Source organism: Gordonia sputi NBRC 100414, assembly GCF_000248055.1.
Taxonomy (GTDB): domain Bacteria; phylum Actinomycetota; class Actinomycetes; order Mycobacteriales; family Mycobacteriaceae; genus Gordonia; species Gordonia sputi.
Genome location: NZ_BAFC01000063.1, coordinates 16,785 through 28,656 on the forward strand (window position 1 = coordinate 16,785; position 11,872 = coordinate 28,656).

The 11,872-nt window shown below is 64.3% G+C and carries 10 protein-coding genes; 5 read left to right on the forward strand and 5 right to left on the reverse strand.

Annotated features, from left to right (window positions below):
• Positions 1–33 precede the first annotated feature (33 nt).
• The 4 genes from nrdH (at position 34) to nrdF (ending at position 4,218) form a co-directional block, all read left to right on the forward strand.
• Positions 34–267 (forward strand): glutaredoxin-like protein NrdH, encoded by a 234-nt coding sequence (gene nrdH, locus GOSPT_RS10850; protein ID WP_005174646.1) that lies wholly within the window; start codon positions 34–36, stop codon positions 265–267.
• A gap of 38 nt (positions 268–305) precedes the next feature.
• Entirely contained in the window at positions 306–863 is a 558-nt protein-coding gene (gene nrdI, locus GOSPT_RS10855) for a class Ib ribonucleoside-diphosphate reductase assembly flavoprotein NrdI (protein ID WP_231894588.1), read from the forward strand.
• 86 nt (positions 864–949) lie between these two features.
• The gene (nrdE, locus tag GOSPT_RS10860; RefSeq protein WP_005206004.1) at positions 950–3,160 is read left to right on the forward strand and encodes a class 1b ribonucleoside-diphosphate reductase subunit alpha; all 2,211 of its coding nucleotides are present in this window, start codon (positions 950–952) and stop codon (positions 3,158–3,160) included.
• A gap of 56 nt (positions 3,161–3,216) precedes the next feature.
• On the forward strand, positions 3,217–4,218 hold the full coding sequence (gene nrdF / locus GOSPT_RS10865; protein WP_005206006.1) for a class 1b ribonucleoside-diphosphate reductase subunit beta: 1,002 nt from the start codon (positions 3,217–3,219) through the stop codon (positions 4,216–4,218).
• 10 nt (positions 4,219–4,228) lie between these two features.
• Here nrdF and GOSPT_RS10870 read toward each other — a convergent pair whose 3' ends face one another.
• Both GOSPT_RS10870 and GOSPT_RS10875 read right to left on the reverse strand, forming a co-directional pair.
• A complete protein-coding gene (locus tag GOSPT_RS10870) occupies positions 4,229–5,080 on the reverse strand; it encodes an SWIM zinc finger family protein (protein WP_039855638.1) in 852 nt (283 codons plus the stop codon).
• A gap of 58 nt (positions 5,081–5,138) precedes the next feature.
• On the reverse strand, positions 5,139–8,084 hold the full coding sequence (locus tag GOSPT_RS10875; RefSeq protein WP_005206010.1) for a DEAD/DEAH box helicase: 2,946 nt from the start codon (positions 8,082–8,084) through the stop codon (positions 5,139–5,141).
• A 239-nt stretch (positions 8,085–8,323) separates the two neighbouring features.
• Between GOSPT_RS10875 and GOSPT_RS10880 the strand changes: the two genes are divergently transcribed.
• Positions 8,324–9,799 carry a DUF2252 domain-containing protein gene (locus tag GOSPT_RS10880; protein WP_005206011.1) on the forward strand — a complete coding sequence of 492 codons (1,476 nt, stop codon included), beginning with the start codon at positions 8,324–8,326 and terminating at the stop codon, positions 9,797–9,799.
• A 7-nt stretch (positions 9,800–9,806) separates the two neighbouring features.
• On the opposite strand, the gene GOSPT_RS10885 is transcribed toward GOSPT_RS10880, so the two are convergent.
• The 3 genes from GOSPT_RS10885 to GOSPT_RS10895 form a co-directional block, all read right to left on the reverse strand.
• A complete protein-coding gene (locus GOSPT_RS10885) occupies positions 9,807–10,295 on the reverse strand; it encodes a beta-class carbonic anhydrase (RefSeq protein WP_005206013.1) in 489 nt (162 codons plus the stop codon).
• A gap of 86 nt (positions 10,296–10,381) precedes the next feature.
• On the reverse strand, positions 10,382–11,167 hold the full coding sequence (locus GOSPT_RS10890; RefSeq protein ID WP_005206015.1) for an isocitrate lyase/PEP mutase family protein: 786 nt from the start codon (positions 11,165–11,167) through the stop codon (positions 10,382–10,384).
• A partial coding sequence (locus GOSPT_RS10895; protein WP_005206017.1) for an ABC transporter substrate-binding protein occupies positions 11,145–11,872 on the reverse strand: 728 nt, incomplete at its 5' end. The genes GOSPT_RS10890 and GOSPT_RS10895, both read right to left, overlap by 23 nt.

Below are 11,872 nucleotides of genomic sequence, written 5' to 3' on the forward strand. Positions count from 1 at the left end.
AGTACGACGTCACCACGACCGAGGAGCAATCTGATGGCCATCACCGTCTACACCAAGCCGGCCTGCGTGCAGTGCAATGCCACCTACAAGGCTCTCGACAAGCAGGGCATCGAGTACGAGGTCGTCGACATCACCCAGGATGCAGACGCTCGTGACTACGTCATGGCTCTCGGGTACCTGCAGGCGCCCGTCGTCGTCGCCGACGACGAGCACTGGTCGGGCTTCCGTCTCGACCGCATCAAAGCGTTGGCAACACGCGCAGCCTGAAGCCTTCGCATCACGATCCGAAGGGGAAGCCGGATCGAATGTCTCTCACAACATCGTCTTTTGAATCATCGTCTCTTGAATCACCATCTCTCACGTCACAGCCGTCTCGAACGTCTGCGTCTCTCGAGTCACCGCTGATCGTCTATTTCTCATCGGTGTCGGAGAACACTCATCGGTTCGTCGAGAAGCTGGGAATGCGCGCGGCGCGTATCCCGGTTCTCGACGGCGAGCGGTCCGGAGGTGCGGTATTCGAGGTCGACGAACCCTACGTCCTGATCTGTCCTACCTACGGCGGCGGCAAACCGTCGTCGACGGGAGGCAACGGTTTCGTGCCGAAGCAGGTCATCAAGTTCCTGAACAACACACACAATCGTTCGCTGATCCGTGGCGTCATTGCCGCGGGGAATACGAACTTCGGCGAGGAGTACTGTCTCGCCGGCGACATCATCTCGCGTAAGTGCTCGGTTCCGTATCTCTACCGATTCGAGCTCATGGGCACTTCTGACGACGTCGACCGCGTCCGCAGCGGTCTGGCCGACTTCTCGCGCAGCGACGCCTTCGTCGATCCCGAGACGGCAGCCAACGTCCGAGCCTGAGTGTCGGTACCGCCCGCTATCGTCTCGACCATCCGGCAACCTTTCCATCACCTCCACACGCATCCCACACTCCGAGGAGTCTCTTCGTGTCGCCTACCGCATCCGTCTCGGAATCCACAGTCCCGGACACCACCACGTCGGCGAGTGTGTCAGGCGTGCACGCCGGCCCGGCCGATCACGATCCGGGTGAGCTCGACTATCACGCGCTCAACGCGATGTTGAACCTGTACGACGTCGACGGGAAGATCCAGTTCGAGAAGGATCGCGAGGCGGCACATCAGTACTTCCTGCAGCACGTCAACCAGAACACGGTGTTCTTCCACGATCTCGACGAGAAGCTCGACTATCTCCTCGAGGAGAACTACTACGAGCCGGAGGTTCTCGCCAAGTACGACCGTGAGTTCGTGAAGCTGCTCTTCGGTCACGCCTACGGCAAGAAGTTCCGTTTCCCGACGTTCCTCGGAGCGTTCAAGTACTACACCAGCTACACGCTGAAGACCTTTGACGGAAAGCGCTACCTCGAGCGTTTCGAGGATCGTGTGTGCATGGTCGCGCTGACGCTCGCCGACGGCGATACGTCGCTGGCACGTGCGCTGGTCGACGAGATCATCGAGGGCCGATTCCAGCCTGCGACACCCACGTTCCTCAACTCGGGAAAGAAGCAGCGCGGTGAGCCGGTGAGTTGCTTCCTGCTTCGCATCGAAGACAACATGGAATCCATTGGGCGAGCGATCAATTCGGCGCTGCAACTGTCCAAGCGGGGTGGTGGTGTCGCGCTGCTGCTCAGCAATATCCGTGAGCACGGCGCGCCGATCAAGAAGATCGAGAACCAGAGCTCGGGTGTCATTCCGATCATGAAGCTGCTCGAGGATTCGTTCTCGTATGCCAATCAGCTCGGCGCACGGCAGGGTGCCGGCGCGGTGTACCTGCACGCACACCACCCCGACATCTACCGCTTCCTCGACACCAAGCGCGAGAACGCCGATGAGAAGATCCGCATCAAGACGCTGAGCCTCGGTGTGGTCATCCCCGACATCACCTTCCAGCTCGCCAAGAACAACGACGACATGTACCTGTTCAGCCCGTACGACGTCGAGCGTGTCTACGGGGTGCCGTTCGCCGACATCAACGTGACGGACAAGTACCACGAGATGGTCGAGGACCGGCGGATTCGCAAGACCAAGATCAAAGCGCGTGAGTTCTTCCAGACTCTCGCCGAGCTGCAGTTCGAGTCGGGTTACCCCTACATCATGTTCGAGGACACGGTGAACCGGGCGAACCCGATCGACGGAAAGATCACCCACTCCAACCTGTGCTCGGAGATCCTGCAGGTCTCGACGCCGTCGACTTACAACGACGACCTCTCGTATTCCCATGTGGGCAAAGACATCTCGTGCAACCTGGGTTCACTCAACATCGCCAAGACGATGGACTCGCCCGATATCGGACAAACCATCGACACGGCGATCCGTGGACTCACCGCAGTGAGCGACCAGACCGCGATCTCGTCGGTGCCGTCGATCGAGAAGGGCAACAACGACTCTCACGCGATCGGTCTCGGCCAGATGAACCTGCACGGGTATCTGGCGCGGGAAAGGATTTTCTACGGCAGCGACGAAGGCATCGATTTCACCAACATGTACTTCTACACCGTGCTCTTCCACGCGTTGCGGGCGTCGAATGCCATCGCACGTGAGCGCGGACGGTCGTTCGCGGGATTCGAGAAGTCGAAGTACGCCAGCGGCGAGTTCTTCGACAAGTACACCGATCAGGTGTGGGAGCCCGCGACCGAGCGGGTACGAGAACTGTTCGCCGACGCCGAGATCGACATCCCCACGCAGGACGACTGGCGTGAGCTGAAGGCTGCCGTGCAGCGCGACGGCCTCTACAACCAGAATCTGCAGGCGGTTCCTCCGACCGGATCGATCAGCTACATCAATCATTCGACGAGCTCGATCCACCCGGTCGCGGCGAAGATCGAGATCCGCAAGGAAGGCAAGATCGGCCGCGTCTACTACCCGGCGCCGTACATGACCAACGACAACCTGGACTATTACCAGGATGCGTACGAGATCGGCTACGAGAAGATCATCGACACCTACGCCGCCGCGACCCAGCACGTCGACCAGGGGTTGAGTCTCACGCTGTTCTTCAAGGACACCGCGACCACGCGCGACGTCAACAAGGCGCAGATCTACGCCTGGCGCAAGGGAATCAAGACGCTCTACTACATCCGCCTGCGTCAGATCGCACTGGAGGGTACCGAGGTAGAGGGCTGCGTCAGCTGCATGCTGTAAACCACCACACCCCGCACACCTCCCAACCGTCAACACCGCCCCAGGAGGCGACCACCATGACCGCAGGCACGCACAGTCCCGCAGACGGCGCACCCATCAAGCTGGTGAGCCGGGTCTCGGCCATCAACTGGAACCGAGTGCCCGACGAGAAGGACGCGGAGGTGTGGGACCGCCTGACAGGCAATTTCTGGTTGCCCGAGAAGGTTCCTGTCTCCAACGACATCCCATCGTGGAACACGTTGACCGAGTACGAGAAACAGCTCACGATGCGTGTCTTCACGGGCCTCACGCTGCTCGACACCATCCAGGGCACCGTCGGTGCCGTGTCGCTGATCCCGGATGCGACCACGCCGCATGAGGAGGCGGTGCTGACCAACATCGCGTTCATGGAGTCGGTACATGCCAAGAGTTACAGCTCGATCTTCTCGACGCTGTGTTCCACCAAGGAGATAGACGAGGCGTTCCGGTGGTCAGAGGAGAACGAGCAACTGCAGCGCAAAGCGCAGATCGTCATGGACTACTACCGTGGCGACGATCCGCTCAAGCGTAAGGTCGCCTCGACGCTGCTCGAGTCGTTCCTCTTCTACTCCGGCTTCTACCTCCCGATGTACTGGTCGAGTCGGGCCAAGCTCACCAACACCGCCGATCTGATCCGGCTGATCATCCGCGACGAGGCCGTGCACGGCTACTACATCGGCTACAAGTATCAGCGCGGGTTGGAGACGCAGACCCCGGAGCGTCGCCAGGAACTCAAGGACTACACCTTCGAGTTGCTGTTCGACCTGTACGACAACGAGTCCGACTACACCGAGGCGCTCTACGACGAGGTCGGACTGACCGAGGACGTCAAAAAGTTCCTGCGCTACAACGCGAACAAGGCGTTGATGAACCTGGGCTACGAGGCGATGTTCCCGCGCGACGACATCGACGTGAACCCCGCGATCCTGTCGGCGCTGTCGCCCAACGCCGACGAGAACCACGACTTCTTCTCCGGTTCGGGCAGTTCCTATGTCATCGGCAAGGCCGTCAACACCGAGGACGAGGACTGGGACTTCTGATCGGCCGCAGCTACTCCTGCACCAGCCTGTCGTAGAGATCGCCGAGTTCGTCGACGGCTTCGGCGATGTCGCCGGGCGCGACCCCGGACGCCCGCAGGGCCGCGCGCAACGCCGTTCCGTCGAGGTCGGTGAGCGGGTTGCCGCGTGGCGGCCGAGGCAGCGGTGGCAGCGGTGCACGTGTTCCGAAGAAGTCGACGGCGCCGAGGTCGTCGTGCTCGGCGTTCCCATTGCGGTCGTTGCTCTCGCCGTTGGTGCCCGACTTGCTCGGCTCGGCGGACTCGTCCGGAGCTGTGCCGCTGTCATTGCCCAGAGCGTCGAGCAGCGACGGCAGGTCGGTGCCCATGACCGTGAACAGCGTGAGTGGGGAGCGGTCGATCTCTGCGGCAACCTCGTAGGCGACGGCCAGCACATGGATGCACCGGACCGACTCGTCGGGACACGTGCACTGCGAGGCGATGTCGGCCGACTCCGTCGGCCCGAGCAGCTCGCCGACGATCGGTGGTTGTTCACCACGCGCAACCGACATCACCTCCGCGACACCGGCGACGCTGCGGAGCAGCGTGGCGACGGTGTCGACGTCGACCGTGCGCATGGAGAGGATCACGTCGAACGGTTCGAGTTGGCTGCCCTCGACCGATGCGGTCACCTGGCCGGGGCGGATGGACAGGCGATGGACGTGGCGGTCGCGAAAGTATCGTCGCGCCTTGCTGATTCGTCGGCTGTCTGCTGACTCGGTGACCGAGCCCGCGCGCTGTGCGCCGGTGGCGTCGGCGATGTCGGTTCTGCCCTCGACAACGTCGACGAAGGCACGCGACCAGCGGGTGACCGCGTAGCCGCGCACCGGGACCGTCCCGCGCCTCATCGCGTGTGCCTCACGTGACTCGACCGCCCGCGTCTCGTGCATGCGTAGGTGTGCTCGGTCATTCGCTGACCGCCTCGTCGCGTAGTCGGAAGAGGTCGAACAGTTCGTCGTCGCCGAGGTCGCCGATCCAGTTCTCGCCTGCCGACACCGTCAGTCGCGACAGCTCGCGCTTCTTGGCGACCATGTCGTCGATGCGTTCCTCCAAGGTGCCGACGCAGACGAATCGTCGGACATGGACTCGTTGGTGTTGACCGATGCGATAGGCGCGATCGGTTGCCTGATCCTCGACGGCGGGGTTCCACCAGCGGTCGACATGCACGACGTGGGTTGCGGCGGTGAGGTTCAATCCGGTACCACCTGCCTTCAGTGTTGCGACGAGGATCGGGGGAGAGCCTGTTGACTCCTGTGTGCGACCGGCGTCTTGCCCTTGAAACTGCGCGACCATCCGGTCGCGTTCGGTGCGGCCGATACCACCGTGCAACAACGGGATCGGAGTGTCGAGCTGCTCGGACAACCATGCCGCCAGCATCTCGCCGAACGCCGCGAACTGCGTGAAGACGAGCGCTTTGTCGCCATCGGCGACGAGTGTCGTCGCGATGTCCCCGAGTAGTTCGAGCTTCCCCGAGCGGTGCCGGTCTCGCCGCATCATGGGTGAACCGTCGCCGAGATAGTGCGCCGGATGGTTGCACACCTGCTTGAGTCGTGTCAGCGCGGCGAGCACGGTCCGCCTGCGCATGGCGCGTTGCTGTTTGTCGCGTAGCGCGACCATCAGATCGTCGATGATCGCGCGGTAAAGCGCCGCCTGTTCGACGGTGAGGTTCGCGCGCACGGTGATCTCGGTCTTCTCCGGGAGATCGCTGATGATCGAGGGATCGGTCTTCTCCCTGCGCAGGATGAACGGTCGGGTGGCGCGGTTGAGTCGTCGAAGTGCGTCAGGATCCCGGTCGCGTTCGATGGGTTCGGCGAACCGCGCCCGGAACGTCGACGCCGAGCCGAGTAGGCCGGGATTCACGAGGTCGATCACGGCTCGCAGGTCCTCGAGGCGGTTCTCGACGGGCGTGCCGGTCAACGCGAGCCGATGACGGGCGGGGATGGCGCGCAACGCTTTTGCGGCAGCTGTTCTGACGTTCTTCACATGCTGCGCCTCGTCGACGACGATGCGCCGCCACCGCTGCGCGGCCAACAGTTCACGATCCCTGGTGGCGATCGCGAAGGTGGTGATGACCACGTCGACATCGGCGATCGTGGACGCGAAGGTGGCGCTGCGTGCGCGATCCGCACCGTGGTGGACGTGAACGCGCAGGCTCGGTGCGAAGTGGTTCAACTCACGAGACCAGTTGCCCACCAACGACATCGGGCACACCACGAGTGTGGGGGCGTGGTCGGTCGGCAAGCCGTCGCGTTCGGCACACAGCAGTGCGATGACCTGGACGGTCTTGCCGAGTCCCATGTCGTCGGCGAGTACGGCTCCGATGCCCAGAGCGCTCAGGTGGGCCAACCACTCGAGCCCGCGCTGCTGATAGGGGCGCAGCACGGCTCGAAGTTCCGGCGGCGCGGGGACCGGCTCGGCTCGCAGCATCGAGCCTGCGGCGACGTCGTCGAGCCAGCCGAGGCCGCGCACGGAACCCACTGGGATGGGGAGGGTGTCGGCGGTGCCGGTCACGAGTCCGAACAGTTCGCCCATGTCGGCGGGTTCGCCGGACGCTCGCAACGCCCGCTGGGTGCGGATGAAGGTGGCGGCACGCGTCAACGCGGCACCCTCCGCACGCATCCACACGCCGCGCACCCGAACGAGATCGCCCTTCTGCCTGGACAATTCGTCGAGATCGGAATCGGTGAGGGTGATGGCATCAGGGCCGTCGCCGAGAGCGAGACGCCACTCGAACTCGCGCATCTCGCGTAACCCGACCATGCGTGCGGGTGCGCCGCCGCCCGACACCGGGGCGGCGCGAAGACCGAGAGACGGCCGCACGTCGGCGATTGTGCGCGGCAGGAGTACGGGGAAACCCGCGTCGGCGAGAAGTGCGGTGCCGGACTCAAGGAGCTGTTCGACGCTGTCGGTCGGCAACAGGAAGTCGAGCGTGTTGCGGTCAGGATCAGCTTTGGCGAGTTCGCCGAACGCGCGGACCGCAGACGCGAGTTCGGTGGTCACCAGGTCGAGCTCGTGTGCGTCGAGGCGGTGTGGCGCAACAGGTTCGGTGTGGCCATCGGGTGCACGGCGGCACACCTGGAGCCTCCACCTCGGATCGGGAGCGGGTTCGTCATCCCATGCACCGAAGGTGTCGTCGGGATCGGGCAGATCGTCGGGTTCGAAGAGCCTGAACACCAGCAGCGACTCGTCCTGCGGTGCGCTGCCCGCCCATTGGCTCCACGCGGTGTGCGCCGCGGGTCTGCGTGCGGAGTTGGGGGCCGCGGCGTCGTCGACCAGCGCCGCGAGTACCGGCGTCGACGGCCGCGCGGGGCCAAGCCGTGCCGCCGAGTCGGCGAGTCGCGCGCGGCATGTGTGGTCGACCAATTCACCCGCGAAGTCGGCGAGCGCCTCCGCTCCGCCGTTGTGGGTGAGGGCGTCCGGTGCCCCGGCGGTGATCACCGTCATCCAACTGCGCCATGCCGCAGTGGGAATCGGTGTCCAGCGAACGACGGTCTCGCCGCCCAGATCAGTGATGACGGGTGCGACCGAACCTGCCGCGACGAACCTGCGCACGCCGTCGAGCATCATCCGGTACCACCGGACGTCGCCCGCCACGGATGTCGAGCGAGATGCGTCGAGCACAGCGACCGCCGATGATGTTCCCAGCGTGATCGCGGCGACGAACTCGCGGCGCCCGGTCGCTGCGATCATTCCGATGTCGCGTCGAAAACGCTTACCTGCCAACAATTGTGCGAGTTCGTCCGGCAGGTTCGCATCGTTGTCAAGCCAGATGGCCATACCGATGCCCGGTCGCCAGAGCGTGTGCCAGCTCGGCGCCTGCGGCGTGCTACGTATTGTCGGCGTGATCGACATTCAGTATCAGCATGGTGCGGACGCGTGGCGAAGACGCGGCAGGGTGGTCGAGACGGAAGGGTGGTCGAGACGGCGGGGTTTCGAGACGGCAGGGTTTCGAGGCGGCGGGGTTTTCGGGCAGGTCGGAGCATCCATAGGGAACGGCGGACATGATTCGAGATTAACTCTCGACCACGACACGGCTGGTCGAGAGTGGTCGAAGCTGCGCGAGGTGACGTCTCACGCGCCACACTGGTTGCATGACCTCTCCGACGGATGCAGCCGACGCTTCCATGCAGGAGTCCGGATCGCCCGGCGCGGACTCGCCGCACTTTCCCTCCCAACCCACCACCGAGAGCGGGCCGGTAACGCAGTCGGCGGCGCTGGCCTCCGGACCGACCGAGTACGCCTCTACAGAAAGCTCGAAGGGTAAGGCGGCGCGCAAGAAGGTGCCGAGAACGTCGCTGGGGGAGTGGGACCCGACCAGACGCGGTCACGACGCGTTGGAAACCATCTTGTCGCAGAACGAGATTCGCGATCAACGACTGCTCCCCATCCGGCATGGGCGGATGGCGGCGTCGCCGTGGACCTATTACCGGGGAGCCGCCGCCGTCATGGCGGCCGATCTCGCGTCGCGACCGAACACCGACATTCACGTCCAGATGTGCGGCGACGCCCACGTGCTGAACTTCGGGATGTGGAACACGCCCGAGCGGACATTGGCCTTTGATCTCCGTGACTTCGACGAGACGTTGCCGGGGCCGTTCGAATGGGACCTGCTGCGCTTTGTCGCGAGTCTCGTCGTGCTCGCCCGTGACAACGGTGTCGACGAGCAGGCGGCAGTCAAGGCGGTACGCGCTGGATTCACCGGCTACCGCGAGTCGATCGCCACCTACGCGAGTTGGCCGATCCTCGACGTGTGGTCGGCAAAGGTCTCTGCGGACGACCTGGCGGGTTACCTGGCCCCGGAGGACGGTGCTCAGTTGGACAAATACCTCACCAAACGCGCTGAGAAACGAAGCAACAGGGGAGCGTCGAAGAAGCTCACCCACCTGGTCGACGGCAGGCGGACCATCACCGAGGACCCGCCCTACCGGGTGCACGCCCTGTCCGACTTCGAGGACGTACTCAACGACGTCCTGGTGAGCTACTACGGCTCTGTCCAGGAGAACATCGCGGCGCTCCTGCGTCGCTTCGATCTCGTCGACCTCGTGCAGCAGGTGGTGGGAGTCGGGAGCGTCGGAATGCGTGTCTATCTCGCCCTCACCGAGGAGCACCAGACCGGCGACCCGCTGTTCTTCCAGATCAAACAGGCCGCGCCGTCGGTGTACGAGAAGTTCCTCGGCCCCAGCGTCTACCCCAATCACGGACAGCGCGTGGTCAACGGGCAACGGCTGATCCAGAGCGCGTCGGACAGCTTTCTCGGATGGTCGACGATCCGCGAATGGGATTTCTACGTCAGGCAGTTCCGTGACGGGAAGGTCATTCCAGACGGCAAGTCCGTTGCGCCACGACTCGCGACCTTCGCCACCGCATGCGGTCACGTTCTCGCTCGTGCCCATGCCCGCAGCGGTGACGCCAGGGCGATCGACGAGTACTTCGGCAAGTCGGACAAGACCCAGGAATCCGTGGTCGGTTTCGCCCAGGCGTATGCCGATCAGACCGAGCGGGACCACGCCCAACTGGTCGCCGCAATCGATGACGGGACCGTCGAATCGGCGCCTGGATGGCCGTGAGTGGCCGTCAGCTCACCTCTGTGAGCCGCCCGGTCGCGACGTCGAAGACGAATCCTCGCAGCGAACTCGTCTTGGTGATGAACGGGCTGTTCCGGATGCGCGCGAGTGACTGCCGGACATCCTCCTCGACGTCGGGGAACGATTCGGCAGCCCACTCGGGCTTCTGACCGATCTCATTCTGGATCTCGCGTTTGAACTCGTCGTCGGTGAACGTCAGCATGCCGCAGTCGGTGTGGTGGATGAGGATGATCTCGGTGGTACCGAGCAGCCGCTGACTGATGGTCAGTGAACGGATCTCGTCGTCGGTGACGACGCCTCCCGCGTTGCGGATGACGTGTGCCTCACCCTCGTTGATGCCGAGCGCGCGGTAGACGTCGAGGCGTGCGTCCATGCACGCGACGACGGCGACGTGCTTGCTCGGCGGCAGGGGCAGCGGGCCGCTGAACGTTGCGGCGTAGGCGTCGTTGTTGGCCAGGTACTCGTCGGTGACAGTCATGGGTCGACCCTTGTCGACGCTGCCCACCGGCGGGAACACTTGCGATCAGTCTGGGTCGATCTCGGTCGGGAATGCGAGCGCGGCGTTCACTGCCACGCGTGCAACAGTTCGACGGCGCGTTCGGCGAGGTTGGCCTGCCAGAATGGCCCGAAACTGATGCGTCCGACGCCGAGCTCGGCGAAGTGCGCCCGTCCGGAATCGGCTGCCGGGTTACCGATCGCGTTGACCGGAAGCGGGAGTTCGGCGGTGAGCGTGCGGTAGACGTCGTCGGTGTGGCGGCCGACGGGATACAAACAACTCGCGCCGGCGTCGGCGCACAGTTGCAGGCGTGCCACTGCGCGTTCGACGCGGTCGGACTCGTCGCCATCGGCGCGGAGGAACAGGTCGGTGCGGGCGTTGATCACCACGGGAACTCCGGCGGCGACGGAGGCCGCCCGCAACTCCCCGATGAGCGCGGCGTGCTCGGAGGCGCTGCGCAGACGCCCACCTTCGGAGTGCACGGTGTCCTCGATGTTGAGCCCGACGGCGCCCACCGAGAGCAGCCCCTCGATCAGCCGGGACGCGCTTTCGCCATACCCCGATTCGACGTCGACCGACACCGGGAGGGCAGTGGCCCCGGTGATCTGCTGGACTCGGGTCAGGAGGTCGTCGAACGTCATACCCTCGTTGTCGGACTTGCCGATCGAGTCGGCGACGGGATGACTGCCCACGGTCAGGCCGGAGAATCCCGCGTCGGCGGCGATCGTCGCCGACCACGCGTCCCAGACGGTGGGAAGCACGACGGGACTGCCGGGTTGGTGCAGCGCGAGCAGAGCCTGCGCCTTGGCGGCCAGAGCGTCGGGTGAGGAGTCAGTAGCTTCCGGAGTTGCCATTGAGTGAACCTTTCACGTCGTTCAGCACTAGCCACGCGGCGGCAAGTCCCGAAGTGCGATACCACACGTCGTCGTCCACGATGAGGACCCGTTTCCAGGTCGGCGCACCCATATCCAGCCAGCGGTCGCTGAGGAGGACCTCTTTGCCGTGTGCGAGACCTGCCGAACCCTCGAAGGAAACATAGATCAGATCGGCGTCGGCGTCCTTGAAGTTCTTGTCGGTGACGACGGTGGTGCCTGCAGAGCGTTGTGACGCCGGCCGCTGCACCCCGACGGTCGAGAGGATCTGACCCGCGAAGCTGTCGGTTCCCGCGATCACTTCGGAGTTGTTGCCGAATCGGACCAACGACACCTGGGAGTGGGCGGCGTCCATACGTTTGCCGGTCTTGCGTGCTTCCGTGTCGAACTCGTCGAGCAGGCGCGGTCCCTGCGACGCCCTGTCGAGTGCGTCGGCGACCTCGGTGAACTGTGTGCGCCAGTCGCCCGACTCGATGGTGGCCACCCTGGTGGACCCGAATGCCTTGGCGGCCGTCGCGGTGTCGGGCGTGGTCAGTACGACGTCGGGTGCTGCGGCGCCGATGGCCGCGGCGTCGGGCGAGGTGCCGATCGTGGGTACCGACGTCAGCTGTGGACCGAGGTAAGCGGGAATGCTGTTGGGCGCAGACGTCACCGCGACGACTTTCGAGCCGATGCCCAGTGCGCAAA

Bases quoted from the DNA above. Each gene is read 5' to 3' on its own strand.
- GOSPT_RS10870 (WP_039855638.1), bottom strand. From the start codon at position 5,080: ATGAGGCGCGGGACGGTCCCGGTGCGCGGCTACGCGGTCACCCGCTGG.
- nrdI (WP_231894588.1), top strand. From the start codon at position 306: ATGTCTCTCACAACATCGTCTTTTGAATCATCGTCTCTTGAATCACCA.
- nrdF (WP_005206006.1), top strand. From the start codon at position 3,217: ATGACCGCAGGCACGCACAGTCCCGCAGACGGCGCACCCATCAAGCTG.
- nrdH (WP_005174646.1), top strand. From the start codon at position 34: ATGGCCATCACCGTCTACACCAAGCCGGCCTGCGTGCAGTGCAATGCC.
- GOSPT_RS10890 (WP_005206015.1), bottom strand. From the start codon at position 11,167: ATGGCAACTCCGGAAGCTACTGACTCCTCACCCGACGCTCTGGCCGCC.
- GOSPT_RS10885 (WP_005206013.1), bottom strand. From the start codon at position 10,295: ATGACTGTCACCGACGAGTACCTGGCCAACAACGACGCCTACGCCGCA.
- GOSPT_RS10875 (WP_005206010.1), bottom strand. From the start codon at position 8,084: ATGTCGATCACGCCGACAATACGTAGCACGCCGCAGGCGCCGAGCTGG.
- GOSPT_RS10880 (WP_005206011.1), top strand. From the start codon at position 8,324: ATGACCTCTCCGACGGATGCAGCCGACGCTTCCATGCAGGAGTCCGGA.